We start from the raw sequence: 19,976 nt of genomic DNA on the forward strand, positions 1-19,976 counted from the left end.
ACATGCATCAACCGCCGAGATACGCCTCGCGTACTTTCGGGTCGGTCAGCAGCGCTTCACCGGTGCCTTGCATGACCACGCGACCGTTCTCCAGAACGTACGCCCGGTCAGCGATTTTCAGCGCCTGGTTGGCGTTCTGCTCGACCAGAAACACCGTCACACCATCCTTGCGCAGCATTTCGATGATGTCGAAAATCTGCTGGATGATGATCGGTGCCAGGCCCAGCGACGGCTCGTCGAGCAGCAACAGTTTCGGCTTGCTCATCAACGCACGGCCGATAGCGAGCATCTGCTGTTCGCCGCCGGACATGGTGCCGCCGCGCTGGTTGAAGCGTTCTTTCAGGCGCGGGAACAGGCCAAGGACCTTGTCCATTTGTTCCTGATAGTCGCCCTTGTCGGTGAAGAAACCGCCCATGGAGAGGTTTTCTTCAACGGTCAGACGGGCGAACACCCGACGACCTTCCGGCACCACGGCAATGCTCTTGCGCATGATCTGCGACGAGTCCTGGCCGACCAGTTCCTCACCCATGTAGCGGATGCTGCCGCTGTGCGCCTGCGGCGAACCGCAGAGCGTCATCAGCAACGTCGACTTGCCGGCACCGTTGGCGCCGATCAGGGTCACGATCTCGCCCTGACGGACTTCGACGTTGACGTTGTGCAGGGCCTGGATCTTGCCGTAGAAGGTGGAAACGTTTTCGAACTGCAGCATTTACGCTTCCCCCAGGTAGGCTTTGATCACTTCAGGATTGTCGCGGATCTGTTCCGGCGTGCCGTCAGCCAGAGGCGTGCCCTGGTTGATCACGACGATGTGGTCGGAAATGCTCATGACCAGTTTCATGTCGTGTTCGATCAACAGCACCGTCACGTTGTGCTCTTCACGCAGCACGCTTATCAGCGCCTTGAGGTCTTCGGTTTCTTTCGGGTTCAGACCAGCGGCCGGTTCGTCGAGCATGAGGATCCGCGGACGGGTCATCATGCAGCGGGCGATCTCCAGACGCCGTTGCTGACCATAGGCCAGGGTGCCGGCGGTACGGTTGGCGAACTCTTTGAGGTTGACCTTTTCCAGCCAGTACTCGGCAAATTCCATGGCCTCGCGCTCGCTTTTGCGGAACGCCGGGGTCTTGAACAGGCCGGACAGGAAGTTGGTGTTGAGGTGACGGTGTTGGGCGATCAACAGGTTCTCGACCGCCGTCATGTCCTTGAACAAGCGCACGTTCTGGAAGGTACGCACCACGCCTTTGAGGGCGATCTTGTGGCCCGGCAGGCCTTGAATCGGCTCACCGTCCAGCAGGATGCTGCCGCCGGTGGGCTGATAGAAACCGGTCAGGCAGTTGAACACGGTGGTCTTGCCCGCGCCGTTCGGCCCGATCAATGCAACCACCTGTTTCTCTTTGACGGTCAGGGCCACACCGTTGACCGCGAGCAAACCGCCGAAGCGCATGCTCAGGTTTTCGACTTTAAGGATCTCGCGGCTCATTTTCGCAACTCCATGTGTGGGCGTTGCATCGGCAGCAGACCTTGTGGACGCCAAATCATCATCAACACCATCAGGGCACCGAACATCAACATGCGGTACTCGCTGAACTCACGCATCATTTCCGGCAACAGGATCATCACCACGGCCGCCAGGATCACGCCCAACTGCGAGCCCATGCCACCCAACACAACGATGGCGAGGATGATCGCCGACTCGATGAAGGTGAACGACTCCGGCGTCACCAGACCCTGACGCGCAGCGAAGAAGCTACCGGCGAAACCGGCGAATGCAGCGCCGAGAGTGAACGCGGAGAGCTTGATGATCGTTGGATTCAGACCCAGTGCACGGCAAGCGATTTCATCTTCACGCAGCGCTTCCCACGCACGACCGATCGGCATGCGCAGCAGACGGTTGATGACGAACAGCGCCGCCAGCGCCAGCAGTAGCGCAACCAGGTAGAGGAAAATCACCTTGTTGATCGAGTTGTATTGCAGGCCGAAATACTCGTGGAAGGTTTGCATGCCTTCCGCAGCCTTGCGTTCAAAGGTCAGACCGAAGAACGTCGGTTTCTCGATGTTGCTGATGCCGTTCGGGCCACCGGTGATGTCGGTCAGGTTACGCAGGAACAGACGGATGATCTCACCGAAGCCGAGGGTCACGATCGCCAGATAGTCACCGCGCAGACGCAACACCGGGAAGCCCAGCAGGAAGCCGAACGTCGCCGCCATCAGGCCGGCAATCGGCAGGCAGATCCAGAAGCTCAAGCCGTAGTAGTGCGACAGCAGCGCGTAGCTGTAGGCGCCGACGGCGTAGAAACCGACGTAACCGAGGTCGAGCAGACCGGCCAGACCGACGACGATGTTCAGACCGAGGCCGAGCATCACGTAGATCAGGATCAGCGTCGCGATATCCACCGCGCCACGGGAGCCGAAGAACGGCCACACCAGCGCCACCAGGATCAGCGCAATGATGAAATAGCGCTGGGTGGTTGGCAGGGTGAGGAAGTTGCTCGCCTTGGCCGGAATCAGCGGCAGGCCCGGCGACGCACGCCAGGCTTTGCTGATCTGCTGGTTGAACAGCACGCGCAGGAACATCAGCACCGAACAGATGGCGATGGTCGCCAGCACGGTCGGGCTGGTGTTGTGCACTTCCAGGTTGATGCCGACGATGGTCAGTTTCAAACCGAGTACCGGGTAGGCCACGGCCCACACCAGCAAGGCACTGAACAGTGCCTGTTTAAGATTCCTAGTCATACTTTCTCAACCTCCGGACGGCCCAGAATGCCGGTCGGACGGAACAACAGCACCAGAACCAACAAGCCGAAAGCCACGACATCCTTGTACTGGTCGCCGAAGATATCGGCACCAAAGGCTTCTGCCACCCCAAGCACCAGCCCGCCGAGCATGGCGCCGGGGATGCTGCCGATACCGCCAAGTACCGCAGCGGTGAAGGCTTTGAGGCCGACGAGGAAACCGGCGTTCGGGTTGATCACCCCGTATTGCATGCTCAGCAGCACAGCCGCAACGGCTGCCAGCGCGGCACCAATGACGAAGGTCAGGGCGATGATGTTGTTGGTGTTGATGCCGAGCAGGTTGGCCATCTTGATGTCTTCGGCGCAGGCGCGGCAGGCGCGACCCAAGCGAGAGCGGGAGATGAACAGCGTCAGGCCGAGCATGGCGATCAGGGTCACCACGAACACCACGATTTGCATGTAGGAAATCAGCACTTCTTGTGCGCCACCTGGGCCGAAGGCAATGTTGCCCGGAATCAGGTTGGGGATAGCTTTGTCCTTGGAGTCTTGCGCCAGCAGAACCGTGTTCTGCAGGAAGATCGACATACCGATCGCGGAAATCAGCGGGATCAGACGGTTGCTGCCGCGCAGGGGGCGGTAGGCGATCCGTTCGATGCTGTAACCGTAGGAACTGGTGACGACGATACTGGCGATGAACGCCGCCGTCATCAACAGCGGGACACTGTCGAGTCCCATCATGGTCAACCCGGCGATGGCGATGAACGCCACGTAAGAGCCGATCATGTACACCTCGCCGTGGGCGAAGTTGATCATTCCAATGATGCCGTAAACCATCGTGTAGCCGATGGCGATCAAGGCATACATGCTGCCAACGTTCAGGCCGTTAACCAGCTGTTGGAAGAAGTGATAGATGTCAGGCATTACAGCGCTCCTAAAAACCTGATACGCATTTCACTGGTGGAGTCATTTTCCCGCCCGGCCCCGTGGATCTTTATCCACTTCGAATCCGGGTTTTGCCAGCGAACCGCTGATGACGGTTTTGAGATTTTCAGGTGGGGAGACTGGCGGATCACGCCAGCGCGGCCCAATACATTCGTAAAACAAAGCCCACGGCACGCCGTGGGCTTTATTGGCAGTCAGTCAGGCAGCGCCTTACTGAGGCGATACTTCAGTTTTAGGTTTGCCGTTGTGCCACTCGTAGACCACGAATTTGAAGTCTTTCAAGTCGCCCTTGGCGTCGAAGCTCAGGTCGCCAGTCGGGGTCTTGAAGGTACCGGCGTGAATGGCTTCAGCCACTTTGGTCGCGTCTTCGGACTTGGCTGCCTTGATGCCTTCGGCAATCACTTCAACCGCCGAGTAGGACGGGAACACGAACGGACCGCTTGGATCTTCTTTCTTCGCTTTGAAGGCATCGGCCAGGGCGATGTTGGCTGGATCCTGGTCGAAGGATTTCGGCAGGGTCACCAGCAGGCCTTCGGACGCGTCCTTGGCGATCTGAGTGATCGAGTCGTTACCCACGCCTTCCGGACCCATGAACTTGGCTTTCAGGCCCTTTTCCTGTGCTTGACGCAGGATCAGACCCAGCTCCGGGTGGTAGCCGCCGTAGTAGACGAAATCGACGTTGGCTTGCTTGAGTTTGGCGATGATCGCCGAGAAGTCTTTGTCGCCGGCGTTGACGCCTTCGAACACGGCAACTTTGGTGCCTTTCTTCTCGAGGGTCGATTTCACCGCGGTGGCGATGCCTTCACCGTACTGTTGCTTGTCGTGCAGGACGCCGACAATTTTCGGTTTCACGTGGTCGGCAATGTAGTTACCGGCGGCAGGGCCCTGGGCGCTGTCCAGACCGATGGTGCGGAAGACCATTTTGTAACCACGGGCGGTGATGTCCGGGCTGGTGGCAGCCGGGGTGATCATGATCACGCCTTCGTCTTCGTAGATGTCCGAAGCCGGTTGAGTGGAGCTGGAGCACAGGTGACCGACGACGAACTTGACGCCGTCGTTGACGACCTTGTTCGCAACCGCTACCGCTTGTTTTGGATCGCAGGCATCGTCGTATTCAACGGCTTCAAGTTTCTTGCCGTCGACGCCGCCCTTGGCGTTGATTTGCTCGATGGCCATTTTTGCGCCACTGAACTGCATGTCGCCGTACTGGGCTACTGGACCGGTTTTAGGACCGGCGATACCGATTTTGATGGTGTCAGCTGCGAACGAATGGCTGGCAACCCCGGCCAGAACCATAGCGGCAAACAGTTTGGAAATCTGCTTAGTAGCCTTAGTCATAGTGCTCCACTCTTACTGTTGTAATTTTTTTGAGTTCTGGCGCCGTAGCAGCAGAACCGGGTCAGATATCTTTGCGATACCCTCCGGAAATGCCCCCGGCAACTGTACCGGTACAGTGTAGAGCGCCGGTTGTCAGCCTGGGAAGCGGGCGCCGAGGGGCAAAACTTGGGGGTGTCGCATTTTTGAATGAAAAAGACAGAATTGCGGCGGGGCGTTCGTGGGCATATAGCCCAATCAGCAGCATTCCCTGGCGTTCCTGCTCTTTTCGTTCGGTACAGCCATTTGCAACCGGGTTTTGCTGACGGACCACCGACGTTATTATTCGCGTCGATTTCTTTTCCGGACAGCTCCCATGAATCAAGAACCTAGCACCCTCTATGCCAAGCTGCTTGGTGAAACCGCATCTATTACCTGGAAAGAGTTGGAGCCGTTCTTCGCCAAGGGTGCCCTATTGTGGGTCGACCCTATGCTCGATTTGATCGCCGCTGCCGAGGCCGTGGCGTCGGATGAAGGCGAGAAAGTGGCTGCCTGGCTGGCCGCAGACAAAGTCGCCAAGCTGTCTGAATCGCGGGCGCTGGATCTTTTCGAACGTGATCCACAGCTGTGGGCAGTGGTGGTTTCGCCGTGGATTCTGATCCAGGAAAGGGCAGTCGCTGCTGACGTCGCACCTTGATGGTGCGACCGGCCGTCAGCGGAAAGTGTGTAGCGGAGTAGCGTGATGGCACGTTGCCGTGAAGAATCGCCACAAGCGCGGGTGACCTCACGGTGACGTAAACGTAACGGGAACAGTTTAGTAAGCAGCCTAACGGCTGCTTAATTGTTTCTGGATATTGGAAAGGCTGAAATCTTCAGTGAATTTCAGGGCCTCTTCGCTGGCAAGCCAGCTCCCACAGGTTTTGTGGTTTACACAATAATTGTGTTCACCCGGACCCTGTGGGAGCTGGCTTGCCAGCGATGGCGGCGACTCGGCCTTCGATCAGACCGTAAACGACTTGCCGGTATGGTTATTCAGCGAAATAACCTTGGTCTTGCCAATCCGGTGGCGGTAGATCTCGCGCAGGTACTTGATCGACTTCTTCACGCAATCACGCGACAGGCGAATGTCATTGATCGAGACAAACTTCTCTTTGTCGTTGATCAGCTCGCGGTACTTCTTCTCGTACATCGGTTTGATCGCGTACCAGTTGGTGTCGAGGATCTTCGCCGGGTTCTCGAATTCGTTGAGCAGGTCGTCGATGCGATCTTCGTCGAATTCTTCGTTGATGATGAAATCAAGAATCGAGTTGTCCAGGGTCTCGTCGAAGCGGTACGGGTTCTTCGCGAAGCAACGCTTGATAAACGCGACGATCAGGGTCAGGAAGTCGTCCGACAGGCACGGGCTCTTCGCAATCAACGTGGTCAGCGACAGGTTGGCCGAGGCGCCGATTACCAGTGCGTAACGCTTGAGCGTGGTGTTGGGGAACAGGCTGTTGAGGTGCGTCTTCAACCGGTTCAGGTCCATGTACGACAGCTTGTAGTCTTTCGGCAGCGAAACGATCGAGACCACCGACGAGCAGTTCTTGAAGAAGTGCAGGTCGTGCAGGGCCGCGGCGTCGTAGCCGGAGTTCTTGTACTGCTCCAGCGAAGCGCGATAACGCTTGGACTCGATCGGCAGCAGACTGATGCCTTCGATGGCCTGAGTCACTTTGTTGAAATGCGGCAGATCGATCGAGCGGAAGAACAGGTCATCGATGTTCAGACGCTGCGGCTCTTTATCGAACACCTTGAATTTGTCGCTGCTCGGCGGCGGGGTTTCCGGTACCACCGACTCTGCGTAGGCAATTGCCACCGGACCTGCCAGGCTCATGAACAAGTCGTTAGCATCCAGGCGAATGGTCTCACCGATGTCGATGCCGGCGCGGCGGAAGTAGTTCTGGTCGTAGTCAGTGGTGACTGCCTGCGCCGTGAGAATGTTGAAGATCTGCTGCGAGATGTACTGGTTGGCGTGCTTCTCCATCGCATTGACATCAATGTTCTGGATGTTGCCGTCATCGCTTTCTTCGGCGTAACGCATGATGTCGTTGGAGATCAGCATCATTGCGTTCCATGGGCGGATACGGCCCATGACGCTGGCTTCGCTACTGTCTTCATTGGCGAAGTTGTAGGAGAAATCCCATTCTTCCGAAAGGTATTTGCACAGCAGGCGACCGGCGTTGATGTGCAGCGCCTCGGACATTTCGCTGCGGTGATCGGAAATGTTCGGCAGCACGCAGATGCCGCTGGTGAAGATCGGTTCGAACACAAACGAATGACCGCTCTTGCCGTCATGCTCGTCCATCGGTTTGGTGTCGAACGTCTTGTTCATGTACGAGTGCTGCTGGGCCAGACCGAATTCCGAAGCCATGCCGGAACCGGTACCGCCGCCGGCACTGAAGATCGAGAAATACAGGCGCGACTGGTTGGCCTTGATGCCGCAGCTGTCGATCAGGTACGAGTGGATCATTTTCCAGTCAGGGCTGGAGAAGCGCTGGGTGTCCTTGTTGAGGATGATCTTCGCCAGGTACTGGCCGAGGATCGGCGCGTTACCGGCGCCACCGGCGTGGACTTCGGACAAGTCCATGATCTTCATTTTGCTGTAGTCGCGCAGGAAGCCGCTTTTCTCGCCCTTGCGCGAGAAACGGATGCGCCCGGCGATGTCCTTGTCGAGGTCGCCGAGCATCACCAGCGGTTCGACCAGAAACACCGGTTTGGTCGATTTGTTCGGGCCGATGCGCAGGTTGTTCTTGATCCACTGCGCCGGGCTGTAACCCTTGTCGGCCAGTCGGCGATCCGCCGCGCGGTCTTCGTTATTGAATTCGTTGAGGTAGAACTTGCGCGCGTTGTACACCAGCTCCGCGACATCAAGGGCGATGTTCGAGCCGCAGCGACCGAGGCCGATCAGGCACACCGAGGGGAATTCCTGGTCGTTGTGCTGTTCGTTGTCGCCTTCCAGGTGCGGTGGGCGCGGGAACACCAGATCACGCAGGCCGTCGAGGTTGTCGAGGATGCGGTCGGTATTGGTTTCGGTGAAGTACAGGTATTGCTGGGTTGACAGCGGGCGCGACGGGACCAATGGCTTCGACGATGACGGGCTGTTGGCGGCGGGGCTCAAAGTCAGATCGGATACCGCAGTGGCGGGATTATTTTTAGAAGTCATTGTGCGCCATATACCTGGACTGGTTGGCTCGCTGGCCAGTTGCCTGCGAACCTCACGGAATAAGATCTCGCGTCTTTTAATTGCGCGAATTGAGCCCGAGCGTCAGGGTTTTGGCCTGACTGTCGCTGGGGGGAATCCTTTCCTGATCGTTGATGAATCGGCCATTATTCGGCGATCTTTAATCGAAAAGAGGCAAAATGATGTCAACGCTACCTTCGTTGGGGTTCGCCGGAATCGGTCTGATGGGCCTGCCCATGTGCCGCCGTTTGTTGGCGGCGGGTTACCCGCTGACCGTGTGGAATCGCAACCCGGCCAAGTGCGCGCCACTGGTCGAGGCCGGTGCCCGGCAGGTGGCGACTGCCGCTGAATTGTGCGAACACGCCGACGTGGTGATGTTGTGTCTGGCCGATACGGCAGTGGTTCGCGAGGTGGTATTTGGCGCGGGCGGTATCGCCGAAGGCGCGAAAAGCGGCCAGTTGCTGGTGGACTTTTCCAGCCTTGAACCGACGGCTACTCGCGAAATGGCGACAGAACTGGTGGAGAAAACCGGCATGGCCTGGCTGGATTCACCGGTGTCCGGCGGCGTGGTCGGTGCCGAGGCGGGCAGTTTGGCTATCATGGTCGGCGGCGATGCGGCAAATCTGGAGCGTGTGCGCCCGGTATTGCTCAACCTCGGTCAGCGCGTCACGCACATGGGCGGCATCGGCGCGGGGCAGGTGACCAAGGCCTGCAACCAGATGATCGTCGCCTGCAACGCACTGGTGATCGCCGAAGTGGTGGCGCTGGCGGAGCAGGCCGGGGTCGATGCGAGCCTGATCGCCGAGGCGCTGGCGGGTGGTTTTGCCGATTCGAAACCGTTGCAGATCCTCGCCCCGCAAATGGCCGAAAGCCGTTTCGAACCGATCAAATGGCACGTGCGCACCTTGCTCAAGGATCTTGATACGGCAGTGAAGTTTTCCCGCGAACAGGGTTCGGCGACGCCGATCAGCGGATTGGCCGCACAACTGATGCGCCTGCATGGGGCGCAAGGTTATTTGGCGCAGGATCCAGCGACACTGGTGCAAATGTACCGCGCGCCAGAATCAACGGATTGACCGCGTGTGAATGTTTGCGCTGATTGATTTCCTCCAGCACCGGGCGCAGCTCGTCCAGCGGCACCGGGCGGCTGAGCAGGTAACCTTGAATGAAGTCGCAGCCTGAGCGTTCAAGGAATTCGTACTGTTCCAGGCTTTCCACGCCTTCGGTGACCACTTGCAAATGCAGGGTGTGCGCCATGACGATGATCGCCTGGACGATCTCCATGTCGGCGGTCGCCGTGGGAATATCGAGGATGAACGAGCGGTCGATCTTCAAGGTGTTGAGCGGCAGGCGCTTGAGGTAGGCCAGCGACGAGTAGCCGGTGCCGAAGTCGTCGATCGACAGCGATACACCCAGGGCACGAATCTGCCGCAGTAACACCAGGGTGTTGGCGATGTTGCCCATCAGCGCGTTTTCGGTGACTTCCAGTTCCAGCCGCTCCGGTGCCACCCCGGCGGTGCGCAAGGCACTTTCGATTTCGTTGGCCAGCTCATCCCGGGTGAGATTGAGTGGCGAGCAGTTCCAGGCGATTTTCAGTTCTTCGCAGCCATGGCGCGACAGTTCACCCAGATCCTTGCACGCGCGGCGCAGCACCCAGTTGTCCAGTTCGGCGATCAAGCCGTTGTTTTCGGCAATCGAGATGAAACGATCCGGGGTCAGCAAGCCATGCAGCGGATGCTGCCAGCGAATCAGCGCTTCAAGCTTGGTGACGCGGCCGGTTTTCAGTTCGAAGATCGGTTGGTAATACAGCATCAAACCGTTTTCTTCGCGCAGGGCATGGCGCAGTTCTTCTTCCAGTTGCAGCTCGAAGCTGGCGCGGGTCTTGAGGTTGGAACTGAAAAAGTGCAGGCCGTTACGTCCTGCGCCCTTGGATTGATACAACGCCAGGTCGGCGTGCTTGAGCAGTTCTTCGCAGGTGGTGCCGTCCTCCGGAAACAGACTGATGCCGATGCTGGTGGTCATCACCATGCGGCGCCCGGCCAGCTCGATCGGCTCCTTCATCTTGAGCATGATGCGCTGGGCCATGTTGCGGGCCTCTTCGCGGTCATGCAGGTTGATGAGGATGCAGAATTCGTCGCCACCGAAACGCGCGACCACGTCTTCATGGCTGCGCACCGAGCCTTTGATGTGATTGGCGATGACCTTGAGCAGTTCGTCACCGGCGTCATGGCCGAGGCTATCGTTGATCCGCTTGAAGTGGTCGATGTCGAGAAACATCACCGCGAGCATGCCGCCCTCGGTGGCTTTCTGGCAGAGTTTCTCGGCAAAGATCTGGTTGAACCCGCGGCGGTTGATCAGGTTGGTCAGGGCGTCGTAGTTGGCCGCTTGTTGCAGCGACATGCGCGCCTGATCGAGCTGGCTGAGCAGGGCGTTGACGCGGCGCAGATCCTCTTCTTTGTTCTGCAGTTTCTTGTCGGCCAGCGCCGCACTGATCGCGCTGCCAAGGATCAGCAAGGTAATCAGCGCTACGGTAAGGCCCAATTGCAGATGGTTGGTTTCGGCTACCGGTATCGGCAGGCTGCTTTCGGGCAAGACCAGATTCAGCGCGGCCATCCCGGTGAAATGCATGCTGAAGATGCCGGCGCCGAGAAGCAGGGCCGCGCTGTACCTGAGCATCTGATGGAACAGGCCACTGTTTTCACGCAAATATCCGGCGACCCACAGCGCGGCGAAACTGGCGCCGATGGCAATGGCGATCGACAGCACGAACAGCGTTGGCTGGTAGTAGGCCGTTGCGCTCGACTCCATCGCCGCCATGCCGACGTAATGCATGCCGGCGATACCCAGGCCGATGACGATGGCGGTTTTCAGGTACAGCAAAAGACTGGGCTGCGCTTCACTCAGCGTGTGCATGGCCAGCCATGAGGCGAGCAGGGCGATCAGCAGGGAGAACAGCGTGATGGACAAATCGTAATGGATTTCGATCGGCGCCTGGAACGCCAGCATGCCAATGAAGTGCATGGCCCAGATGCCGCCGGCCAGGCAGGTCGCGCCGATCCAGCGCCAGAGCCGTTGCGAGCCGAGATCTTCTGCGTGCGCGACCCGTTCGGCCATGTCGAGAGTGGCAAAGCTCGCCGCACAGGCGACCAGATAGGCCACCAGTACCAACAAGGGATTATGTGTGCAATCTAAAATGACCTGCCCGCTCTCCGGCAGCTCGGTAACAAACTGCAAACCAAGCCACTCCATAGCATGCCCCGTCTCTGAAGTCGTCCCGAGTGCGCGTTGAACGCAGTTGAATGTCAGGAGTATAGAGGCCGATTTCGGGGTGCAAGTGGTAGTGGCACATTGGCGCTAATGATTTCGGCATTAGCGCCATAGCGATTGGCGCTAAAGGCTTACGCGATCTGTTCGAAAGGGATTTGCGCCCAGTCCGGCTGCAGCGGCGGCAAGCCGAAACGTGCACGGGCCTTGTCGCAGTCGACATTCTGTTCGCCGTTTTCCCATGAAGATTCGAATTCACGGCAGGGGCTGGAGCGCAGTTCATAAATCGAGCACTTCACCTCGCTGCCGACTTCACCGACCAGCGCCGTGCAACGTGGCGATTTGCAGTCGGTGCCGTTCATCGCCACCCGGCTTGGACTGATCTGTGTGACCAGTTCATCAGGCACCGTGCCGCCGGAAGATGAGCACTCACCCCAAAAGAAAGACACGCGAAAATGGGAACAGCAGGCACCGCAATTCAGACACGGACTGACTTCAGACATGGGCGAGGGTATCAAAGGGATTGATCGGGAGATCCGGACGGATCCGGCGGCCATTCTAGGCTTTGCCGCGGACTTGGGAAGGGGGGCGCGAAACTATTTTTTTGTGGCAAGGTTTTGCCGCAAAAGCCCCGGTTTTCGGGGGATTACAGACTTATCAAGGGCTTACGTTTCGTTACAGTGCCATGGGCCGATATCAGGCAGACGAATGATCACAGACAGCCTTTGCGTGGCTGACTAGATTGCAGGTTCCGGGCTCGGATGCGTTGGCAGTGAAGCCCTATAACAATAAAGAGACGGACCCATGCAGAACTCGACCCAAGCGGCGAATGCCTGGCGCATTCTGTTCCTGCTGTTCCTCGCCAACCTGTTCAACTTCTTCGACCGCACCATTCCAGCGATCATCATCGAGCCGATCCGCATGGAATGGCACCTCAGCGACTTCCAGTTGGGGATCGTCGGCACCGCATTCACCATTGTTTACGCCATCGCCGGCCTGCCGCTGGGGCGCATGGCCGATACCGGTTCGCGCAGCAAGCTGATGGGCTGGGGCCTGGCGACGTGGAGTGCGCTGACGGCGGTCAACGGTCTGGTCGGCAGTTTCTGGAGTTTCCTGATCGTGCGCATGGGCATCGGCATTGGTGAGGCCAGTTATGCACCGGCGGCCAACTCGCTGATTGGCGATCTGTTTCCGGCTCATCGGCGGGCGCGGGCCATGGGCATCTTCATGCTCGGTTTGCCGTTGGGCCTGTTGCTGGCTTTCTTCACCATCGGCTGGATGGTCAAGGCGTTCGACAGCTGGCGCGCGCCGTTCTTTATTGCAGCGGTGCCGGGTCTGCTTCTGGCGATTTTCATGTTCTTTATCAAAGAGCCGAAGCGCGGCGCAGCGGAGACCGTGCAGGTTTCGCAAGAGAAAGTCGACAAGCCGATCCGCCGGATTCTGGCGGTGCCGACCTTTCTCTGGCTGGTGATGGCCGGGTTGTGCTTCAACTTCGCCACCTATGCCTGCAACTCGTTTCTGGTGCCGATGCTGCAACGCTATTTCCTCATGCCGTTGCAGGAAGCGGCGGTGGCGACCGGGATGATTGTCGGCGTGACCGGACTGGTCGGTTTGACCCTGGGCGGCTGGATAGCCGACAAGATTCACCAGCGCGTGGCCAATGGGCGGCTGCTGTTTGCCGCGTTCAGTCTGATTATCTCGACGCTGTGTACGGCGTGGGCGCTGCATTCGGGGCGTATCGAGATTGGTGTGTTTGTCGCGCTGTTCAGTGTTGGCTGGCTGTTTGCCTACAACTTTTACACATGTGTTTATACAGCGATTCAGGACGTGGTCGAACCGCGTCTGCGGGCCACGGCGATGGCGTTGTTCTTTGCCGGGTTGTATCTGCTCGGCGGTGGGTTGGGGCCGGTGGTGGTGGGTGGTTTGTCGGATCATTTTGCGCACACGGCGATGTTGGCGTCCGGTGCGGAGCAGATGACCGAGGCCTTTAAGGCAGTCGGCCTGCATGATGCGATGTACCTGATTCCGGTGGCGCTGTTTCTGACCATGGTGTTTCTGTTTCTGGCGGCGCGGTGTTTTGTGCGCGATGCGCAGCGGATGAAGGAGGGCTTGGTTGCTGTGGTTGAGCCTGAGGTTGCAGTAGCGACTGCTTAAGATCAAAAGATCGCAGCCTTCGGCAGCTCCTACAGTGACCGAGTCGTACACATAATCTGTAAACGACCCGAAACCTGTGGGAGCTGGCTTGCCAGCGATGAGGCCATCAGCATCAGCTGAAAAATCACAGGCAACAAAAAAGGCCCGCATTGCTGCGGGCCTTCTTGTTTTCAACGATGGGGCAGGGCGATTAACCCGCTACCAACACCCGAATCGCTTCCAGACGCAACGCCGCTTTATCCAGCATCGCCAGACCTTGCTCACGCTGTTCACGCAGCGCCACCAGTTCGCTGTCGCGCACGGTCGGGTTGACCGCTTGCAACGCGGTCAGGCGCGCCAGTTCTTCGTCGGTGTCGGCCGCCAGACGGCGACGGGCCTCGGCCACGCGCTCGGCGTGACGCGGGGCGATCTTGTCTTCACCGGCGTTGATCCGTGGCGTCAGCTGATCGCGCTGGGCCTGGATGAACTTGTTGGCGCTGGCACGTGGCACGCTTTCCAGCTGATCGTTCAAGGTTTCGAACGAGACGCGCGCCGACAGGTCGTTGCCGTTGGCATCAAGCAGGCAGCGCAGGGCGGCCGGCGGCAGGTAACGGCCCAGTTGCAGCGAACGCGGCGCTACCACTTCGCTGACATAAAGCAGTTCGAGCAGCACGGTGCCTGGCTTCAACGCCTTGTTCTTGATCAGCGCGACGGCGGTGTTGCCCATCGAACCGGACAGCACCAGATCCATGCCGCCCTGCACCATCGGGTGTTCCCAGGTGATGAACTGCATGTCTTCGCGCGACAGCGCCTGGTTGCGGTCGTAGGTGATGGTCACGCCTTCGTCGTCGCCCAGCGGGAAGCTGGCGTCGAGCATCTTCTCGCTCGGCTTGAGGATCAGGGCGTTTTCCGAATGGTCTTCGCTGTCGATGCCGAACGCGTCGAACAGGGTTTCCATGTAGATCGGCAGGGCGAACTGATCGTCTTGCTCAAGGATGTCCTCGACCAGCGCTTCACCTTCGCCAGCGCCGCCGGAGTTGAGCTCCAGCAAACGGTCACGGCCGGTGTGCAACTCGGCTTCCAGACGCTCGCGCTCGCTGCGCGCTTCGTCGATCAGCGCTTGCCACTCGCTGTCGTCGGCTTCTTCGAGCAACGGCAGCAGGCGCGGGCCGAACTGATGCTGCAAGGCGTTGCCGGTCGGGCAGGTGTTGAGGAACGCGTTCAGCGCTTCGTGATACCACTGGAACAGGCGCTCTTGCGGGCTGGTTTCCAGGTACGGCACGTGCAGTTCGATGATGTGCTTCTGGCCGATCCGGTCGAGACGACCGATCCGCTGCTCGAGCAGGTCCGGGTGCGACGGCAGATCGAACAGCACCAAGTGGTGAGCGAACTGGAAGTTGCGACCTTCACTGCCGATTTCCGAGCAGATCAGCACTTGCGCGCCGAACTCTTCATCGGCGAAGTAAGCGGCGGCGCGGTCACGCTCAAGGATGTTCATGCCTTCATGGAACACCGTGGCCGGGATGCCGGAACGCACGCGCAGGGCGTCTTCCAGGTCCATCGCGGTTTCGGCGTGGGCGCAGATCACCAGCACTTTGGTGCGCTTGAGCATTTTCAGCTGATCGATCAGCCACTCGACACGCGGGTCGAATTTCCACCAGCGCTCTTCTTCGCTGGCGTCTGGTTGCGCCTGGAAGCTGACTTCCGGGTACAGCTCAGCGTGTTCGCCCAGCGGCAGTTCGAGGTATTCGTCCGGGCACGGCAGCGGGTACGGGTGCAGTTTGCGCTCAGGGAAACCCTGCACGGCGGCGCGGGTATTACGGAACAGCACGCGACCGGTGCCGTGGCGATCGAGCAGTTCGCGCACGAGGCGGGCGCTGGCTTCGGTGTCGCCATCGTTGACCGCGGTCAACAGGGCTTCGCCTTCGTTGCCGAGGAAGCCGTGAATGGTTTTGTGCGCTTCGGCCGAGAGACGGCCCTTGTCGAGCAGTTCCTGCACGGCTTCGGCCACCGGGCGATAGTTGTCGCTCTCGGCGCGGAAGGCGGCCAGGTCGTGGAAACGGTTCGGGTCGAGCAGGCGCAGACGGGCGAAGTGGCTGTCCTGACCGAGTTGTTCCGGGGTGGCGGTGAGCAGCAGCACGCCCGGGATGACTTCGGCGAGTTGTTCGACCAGCGAGTATTCCGGGCTGGCCTTTTCTTCGTGCCAGACCAAGTGGTGCGCTTCGTCGACCACCAGCAGATCCCAACCGGCAGCAAACAGTGCGTCCTGAGCCTTCTCGTCATCGACCAGCCACTCCAGCGCGACCAGCGCCAGTTGCGTGTCTTCGAACGGGTTGGTGGCATCGCTTTCGATGAAGCGTTCTTCGTCGAACAGCGCGACCTGCAGGTTGAAGCGGCGGCGCATCTCCACCAGCCACTGGTGCTGGAGGTTTTCCGGGACGAGGATCAGCACGCGGTTGGCGCGGCCCGAGAGCAGTTGGCGATGGATCACCAGACCGGCTTCGATGGTTTTACCCAGACCCACTTCGTCCGCCAGCAAAACGCGCGGGGCGATACGGTCGGCGACTTCACGGGCGATGTGCAATTGGTGCGCGATTGGCTGCGCGCGAACGCCACCCAGGCCCCAGAGCGATGATTGCAACTGGCGGCTGGTGTGTTCGAGAGTGTTGTAACGCAGCGAGAACCACGCCAGCGGATCGATCTGGCCGGCGAACAGACGGTCGCTGGCCAGACGGAACTGGATGAAGTTCGACAGCTGGGTTTCCGGCAGGGTGACGGCTTCGTTCTGCCCGTTGAGACCGTGATAGACCATCAGGCCGTCGACATCGTCGACTTGCTGCACGGTCATCTTCCAGCCTTCGAAGTGGGTGATGCTGTCACCCGGCGAGAACCGCACGCGGGTCAGGGGCGCATTCCGTAGCGCGTACTGGCGGGTTTCGCCAGTGGCCGGGTAAAGCACGGTCAACAAGCGGCCGTCCTGTGCCAGAACGGTGCCTAAACCAAGCTCTGCTTCGCTGTCACTGATCCAGCGTTGCCCCGGTTGATACTGCTGCGCCATGCTGCCTGACTCCCACCTTGAAAAAGCGGGCTATCTTAACGGAATGAGGGCTTCAGGGCCAAAGATTACTGGCGTAGGAGCTGCCGCAGGCTGCGATCTTTTGATCTTTGAGAACCCTTGAGGTTTGAGCTGTCTGATAAAGATCGCAGCCTTCGGCAGCTCCTACACGTGCCAAGTGCGTCACAGATTTGCGACGGATGGCTCAAGGCGCCTTTGCCGCAGCCGATAGCCTGCTGACAGGAGACCCCATATATGTTGCCACCGATGCTCCCCCTGAGCGCTGTGCCGATCACTTCCCAGCAGGATCCGATCCGCCAGCGCCCGGACATTCCTCCGGTGGTGCCGGTGCAGGAAAGCTCCAACGAAAGCACGATCGATTTGCAAAAGCGCGATCCTGAAGAGGATCGACTGCTGGCGCGTGAAGAGCAGCGCCGTCAGCAAGAACGTGATCGCCGTCGTCGCGAAGCCGATGAAGACCCGGAAGAACACCTGGCCGTGCCCGGCACCGAGTTGAACGCCGATAACACCGTGCCGGTGGTGCCGCTGATGGAAGATCAGCCGCGTCAGGGCTTGTGGGTCGATATCGAGATCTGATCTTCGGCTGTTCAGCGCTGGTGTGACGTTGCATTATTGGCGCAGTCCTGCCGGTGATGTGGCAGTTGTGATTCTTTCAAGTGATGTACTGACGCCATGAGCCAAGACGACAAACTGATTGACCTCAGTACTGAACGCGCCAAGCGCGTGCATGACATTAAAGAGAAGCGGCTGAACGAAGTGCGCCAGGCGTTCGAACAGGCGATGCCGCTGGGAAAAGCCAAGAAAAAGTCGAAAAACAAGCCGAAAAAGCGTTGATCTCTGCCTGCATCCGTTGATGCAGGTCATTTAATTTCCCTCCTTTACTCTCCTTCGTTGCTGGTATTGATCCCGGTCAATTTGTGCGCCTGTGTGTTTGGTAACTTAGTTCCATCGCAGCAGAGCAGAGGCCCAGGAGGCCAGTCATGTTTTTCGATAACGTGGTGTTTGCCGGGGTCCTGACTGTAGGGCTGATGGTTCTGTTTTTTGCAGGGTTTGGATTTTTTATCTGGAAGGATGCGAATAAGCGCAAGAAGTGATTCTTCTGGATTGATGAGCACGCAAGGCATTTTGGGGCGACTTCGGTTGCCCCTTTTTTTTTGTGTCTTGGCGGCCTTTGGGCCGACCATGCTTTGGGTGTGCTTTGTGAATATCCGTTGCTGCGGTAACGGCGGCTTAGGGTTCCGCCCTTACGGCGGGTCACCTTTTCCAAACGCCGAAAAGGTAACCCAAAAGGCTTGCTCCTACGTGCGGCCCGCTCGCTGGGGCTCGGGGGTCCTTCGCTGCGGGATCGATCCGGGCGCAGCGCCTACGGTTTGCTTCGCTGCACCTCCTCTCGCTGTGTTTGGCTTCGCCAAACGGTCGCTGCGCTCCCACGCCCGGATCAATCCCTCCGCTCAGCCTTCCGACGTCGCCCGTGGAGCAAGATCAAGAGCAGGCGAGCTGACACTCGGCCTATTGAGTGGTGAAGAGCGGGGCGTGGTCGGCTTTGGATTTGTGGTGGATTTTCCCCTCACCCCAGCCCTCTCCCGAGGGAGAGGGAGCCGATTTGTGGGCTTTTCAAGATCTGAGTTCAACGCGGTATCGCACGTCGGCGTACCTTCCCCAAACACCACGGTCAGTCCCCTCTCCCTCTGGGAGTGTATGTACCGGAGACATGGTGGACAGGTGTTCGGAGACATGGTGGACACATTTTAATAGACACATTGCTTATCGCGAAGGAGATGGCCTGTGTCTTGGGAAGAGGTGTCCACCGTGCAGCTTCGTTCAGAATTCGTGCTGTTGGCTCGGCAAGAAGGGGCCAATGTTCGGCAGCTTTGCCGTCGATTCAATATCAGCCCAAGCACTGCCTACAAATGGCTCAACAGGTTTGAAAACCTCGGTGCGCAAGGGTTGATCGATCAGTCTCGACGACCGAAGACGTCACCCAAACGCTGCGCTGATGAGGTTGAGCAGCAGATTTTGACCGTGAGTCAGGAGTACGCCGCTTGGGGCGCTCGCAAGCTCAAGCGCGTGTTGGAAGACGACGGCAAAGTGATGCCCTCTGTCAGCACCGTGCATGCGGTTTTACAGCGTCATTCGCGCGTTGATCCAAAGGCTGCCGAGGTCAAACCGTTTATCCGGTTCGAGCACGAGGCGCCCAACGATCTTTGGCAGATCGACTTCAAAGGCCATATCAGCCTGAAACACGGACGTTGCCATCCGCTGACGATACTGGACGATCACTCACGGTTCTCACTGTGCATCGCTGCGTGCGCCAATGAGCAGCGCCGAACCGTCCAGGAGCAACTAATGCGGGCCTTTCGGCGCTACGGTCTGCCTCTGCGCATGACGATGGACAACGGTTCGCCATGGGGTGACCAGACCGGCGTTTATACCGCGCTGGAGGTCTGGCTGATGAGCCAGGGCATCAAGGTCGGCCACTCCCGACCTTATCACCCGCAAACCCAGGGAAAGCTGGAGCGCTTCCACCGCAGTCTGAAAAGGGAAGTCCTGCAAGGCCAACTCTTCATCGATCTGGACGATGCACAACGGGCGTTTGATATCTGGCGTGATATCTACAACCAGAAGCGCCCGCATCAAGCGCTGGACATGCAGGTTCCTGCTACTCGTTACAGCAGCAGCCCACGGGAATACCAGGAGCAACCAGCGGCACCGGAGTACGACGATGGGGATGTGGTCAGGAAGGTTCAGGTAAAAGGAGAGATCTACTGGAGGAACCGTGAATACTCAGTTGGAAAGGCTTTTCACGGGAGGTCAGTAGCTATCCGGGAAACGACGGAGGACGGCATCCACGATGTCTACTGGAGTAGACATCGTATCGCCCGAATCGACTTGAACTTGCAGATCGTGACGGCAGGTAAGAAGATCTAAAACCGTCCACTATGTCTCCGAACATGTGTCCACCATGTCTCCGGTACATACAGGGAGAGGGCTAGGGTGAGGGGCTCTTGCTTCAAGGCTTCAAAATCTGAGTTCGGTACGGTATTTCACGTCGGCGCGCCTCTCCCAAACACCTCGATCAGTCCCCTCTCCCTCTGGGAGAGGGTTAGGGTGAGGGGCTCTTGCTTCAAGGCTTCAAAATCTGAGTTCGGCACGGTATTTCACGTCGGCGTGCCTCTCCCAAACACCTCGGTCAGTCCCCTCTCCCTCTGGGAGAGGGCTAGGGTGAGGGGCTTTTGATCTGGCTTTTGATCTGGCTTTTGATCTGGCTTTTGATCTGGCTTTTGATCTTGCTCTGGCTTTG

Annotated in this window: 16 protein-coding genes; 7 read left to right on the forward strand and 9 right to left on the reverse strand. The window is 58.7% G+C overall.

Translation table 11 applies throughout. The features are described 5' to 3' along the window. Nucleotides 1-7: 7 nt before the first annotated feature. From AC3IUF_RS06665 to AC3IUF_RS06685, 5 genes are all read right to left on the reverse strand, one after another. Nucleotides 8-709, reverse strand: a complete 702-nt coding sequence (locus AC3IUF_RS06665; RefSeq protein WP_007918536.1) for an ABC transporter ATP-binding protein — start codon at nt 707-709, stop codon at nt 8-10. After that, nucleotides 710-1,477 carry a high-affinity branched-chain amino acid ABC transporter ATP-binding protein LivG gene (gene livG / locus AC3IUF_RS06670; RefSeq protein ID WP_007918535.1) on the reverse strand — a complete coding sequence of 256 codons (768 nt, stop codon included), beginning with the start codon at nt 1,475-1,477 and terminating at the stop codon, nt 710-712. It lies immediately after the preceding gene. Beyond that, nucleotides 1,474-2,730 (reverse strand): high-affinity branched-chain amino acid ABC transporter permease LivM, encoded by a 1,257-nt coding sequence (locus tag AC3IUF_RS06675; RefSeq protein WP_038358181.1) that lies wholly within the window; start codon nt 2,728-2,730, stop codon nt 1,474-1,476. Before AC3IUF_RS06675 ends, livG begins: the two co-directional genes overlap by 4 nt. Then, nucleotides 2,727-3,650: a high-affinity branched-chain amino acid ABC transporter permease LivH gene (gene livH / locus AC3IUF_RS06680; RefSeq protein WP_007918526.1), complete on the reverse strand. Its 924-nt coding sequence runs from the start codon at nt 3,648-3,650 to the stop codon at nt 2,727-2,729. The genes AC3IUF_RS06675 and livH overlap by 4 nt, the downstream gene beginning before the upstream one ends. A 231-nt stretch (nt 3,651-3,881) precedes the next feature. Next, nucleotides 3,882-5,009, reverse strand: a complete 1,128-nt coding sequence (locus AC3IUF_RS06685; protein ID WP_007918518.1) for a branched-chain amino acid ABC transporter substrate-binding protein — start codon at nt 5,007-5,009, stop codon at nt 3,882-3,884. Between the two features lie 352 nt (nt 5,010-5,361). Between AC3IUF_RS06685 and AC3IUF_RS06690 the strand changes: the two genes are divergently transcribed. After that, nucleotides 5,362-5,682 (forward strand): DUF2288 domain-containing protein, encoded by a 321-nt coding sequence (locus AC3IUF_RS06690; RefSeq protein ID WP_007918516.1) that lies wholly within the window; start codon nt 5,362-5,364, stop codon nt 5,680-5,682. Between the two features lie 303 nt (nt 5,683-5,985). Here AC3IUF_RS06690 and AC3IUF_RS06695 read toward each other — a convergent pair whose 3' ends face one another. After that, complete coding sequence (locus AC3IUF_RS06695; RefSeq protein ID WP_064119773.1) at nt 5,986-8,184, reverse strand: hypothetical protein; 2,199 nt, start codon at nt 8,182-8,184, stop codon at nt 5,986-5,988. A gap of 197 nt (nt 8,185-8,381) precedes the next feature. On the opposite strand from AC3IUF_RS06695, the gene AC3IUF_RS06700 reads away from it, so the two are divergent. Beyond that, on the forward strand, nt 8,382-9,278 hold the full coding sequence (locus AC3IUF_RS06700; protein ID WP_414916511.1) for an NAD(P)-dependent oxidoreductase: 897 nt from the start codon (nt 8,382-8,384) through the stop codon (nt 9,276-9,278). Here AC3IUF_RS06700 and AC3IUF_RS06705 read toward each other — a convergent pair. Together AC3IUF_RS06705 and AC3IUF_RS06710 are read right to left on the reverse strand one after the other, a co-directional pair. After that, nucleotides 9,169-11,451: a putative bifunctional diguanylate cyclase/phosphodiesterase gene (locus AC3IUF_RS06705; RefSeq protein WP_489280738.1), complete on the reverse strand. Its 2,283-nt coding sequence runs from the start codon at nt 11,449-11,451 to the stop codon at nt 9,169-9,171. The genes AC3IUF_RS06700 and AC3IUF_RS06705 overlap by 110 nt on opposite strands. 149 nt (nt 11,452-11,600) lie before the next feature. Continuing rightward, nucleotides 11,601-11,969, reverse strand: coding sequence for a YkgJ family cysteine cluster protein (locus tag AC3IUF_RS06710; RefSeq protein WP_007918504.1), 369 nt, complete (start codon nt 11,967-11,969; stop codon nt 11,601-11,603). Nucleotides 11,970-12,270: 301 nt separating this feature from the next. On the opposite strand from AC3IUF_RS06710, the gene AC3IUF_RS06715 reads away from it, so the two are divergent. Continuing rightward, nucleotides 12,271-13,620 carry a spinster family MFS transporter gene (locus AC3IUF_RS06715; protein WP_489280740.1) on the forward strand — a complete coding sequence of 450 codons (1,350 nt, stop codon included), beginning with the start codon at nt 12,271-12,273 and terminating at the stop codon, nt 13,618-13,620. A 190-nt stretch (nt 13,621-13,810) separates the two neighbouring features. Here the strand turns inward: AC3IUF_RS06715 and rapA are convergent, their stop codons facing one another. Then, complete coding sequence (gene rapA / locus AC3IUF_RS06720) at nt 13,811-16,657, reverse strand: RNA polymerase-associated protein RapA (RefSeq protein WP_095113838.1); 2,847 nt, start codon at nt 16,655-16,657, stop codon at nt 13,811-13,813. Nucleotides 16,658-16,909: 252 nt separating this feature from the next. Between rapA and AC3IUF_RS06725 the strand changes: the two genes are divergently transcribed. From AC3IUF_RS06725 to AC3IUF_RS06740, 4 genes are all read left to right on the forward strand, one after another. Continuing rightward, nucleotides 16,910-17,251: a hypothetical protein gene (locus AC3IUF_RS06725; protein WP_003222394.1), complete on the forward strand. Its 342-nt coding sequence runs from the start codon at nt 16,910-16,912 to the stop codon at nt 17,249-17,251. A 96-nt stretch (nt 17,252-17,347) separates the two neighbouring features. Next, nucleotides 17,348-17,509, forward strand: coding sequence for a hypothetical protein (locus AC3IUF_RS06730; RefSeq protein WP_007918490.1), 162 nt, complete (start codon nt 17,348-17,350; stop codon nt 17,507-17,509). Between the two features lie 146 nt (nt 17,510-17,655). Next, entirely contained in the window at nt 17,656-17,769 is a 114-nt protein-coding gene (gene ccoM / locus AC3IUF_RS06735) for a cytochrome c oxidase subunit CcoM (protein ID WP_003222396.1), read from the forward strand. Nucleotides 17,770-18,460: 691 nt separating this feature from the next. Further along, nucleotides 18,461-19,603, forward strand: a complete 1,143-nt coding sequence (locus AC3IUF_RS06740; protein WP_489278862.1) for an IS481 family transposase — start codon at nt 18,461-18,463, stop codon at nt 19,601-19,603. Nucleotides 19,604-19,976: the final 373 nt, after the last annotated feature.

Source organism: Pseudomonas sp. KH_040 (assembly GCF_057839305.1).

What these genes read in the sequence shown, in the direction of transcription:
- AC3IUF_RS06665 (WP_007918536.1), bottom strand. Translation starts at nt 709, where the DNA reads ATGCTGCAGTTCGAAAACGTTTCCACCTTCTACGGCAAGATCCAGGCC.
- livG (WP_007918535.1), bottom strand. Translation starts at nt 1,477, where the DNA reads ATGAGCCGCGAGATCCTTAAAGTCGAAAACCTGAGCATGCGCTTCGGC.
- AC3IUF_RS06675 (WP_038358181.1), bottom strand. Translation starts at nt 2,730, where the DNA reads ATGACTAGGAATCTTAAACAGGCACTGTTCAGTGCCTTGCTGGTGTGG.
- livH (WP_007918526.1), bottom strand. Translation starts at nt 3,650, where the DNA reads ATGCCTGACATCTATCACTTCTTCCAACAGCTGGTTAACGGCCTGAAC.
- AC3IUF_RS06685 (WP_007918518.1), bottom strand. Translation starts at nt 5,009, where the DNA reads ATGACTAAGGCTACTAAGCAGATTTCCAAACTGTTTGCCGCTATGGTT.
- AC3IUF_RS06690 (WP_007918516.1), top strand. Translation starts at nt 5,362, where the DNA reads ATGAATCAAGAACCTAGCACCCTCTATGCCAAGCTGCTTGGTGAAACC.
- AC3IUF_RS06695 (WP_064119773.1), bottom strand. Translation starts at nt 8,184, where the DNA reads ATGACTTCTAAAAATAATCCCGCCACTGCGGTATCCGATCTGACTTTG.
- AC3IUF_RS06700 (WP_414916511.1), top strand. Translation starts at nt 8,382, where the DNA reads ATGATGTCAACGCTACCTTCGTTGGGGTTCGCCGGAATCGGTCTGATG.
- AC3IUF_RS06705 (WP_489280738.1), bottom strand. Translation starts at nt 11,451, where the DNA reads ATGGAGTGGCTTGGTTTGCAGTTTGTTACCGAGCTGCCGGAGAGCGGG.
- AC3IUF_RS06710 (WP_007918504.1), bottom strand. Translation starts at nt 11,969, where the DNA reads ATGTCTGAAGTCAGTCCGTGTCTGAATTGCGGTGCCTGCTGTTCCCAT.
- AC3IUF_RS06715 (WP_489280740.1), top strand. Translation starts at nt 12,271, where the DNA reads ATGCAGAACTCGACCCAAGCGGCGAATGCCTGGCGCATTCTGTTCCTG.
- rapA (WP_095113838.1), bottom strand. Translation starts at nt 16,657, where the DNA reads ATGGCGCAGCAGTATCAACCGGGGCAACGCTGGATCAGTGACAGCGAA.
- AC3IUF_RS06725 (WP_003222394.1), top strand. Translation starts at nt 16,910, where the DNA reads ATGTTGCCACCGATGCTCCCCCTGAGCGCTGTGCCGATCACTTCCCAG.
- AC3IUF_RS06730 (WP_007918490.1), top strand. Translation starts at nt 17,348, where the DNA reads ATGAGCCAAGACGACAAACTGATTGACCTCAGTACTGAACGCGCCAAG.
- ccoM (WP_003222396.1), top strand. Translation starts at nt 17,656, where the DNA reads ATGTTTTTCGATAACGTGGTGTTTGCCGGGGTCCTGACTGTAGGGCTG.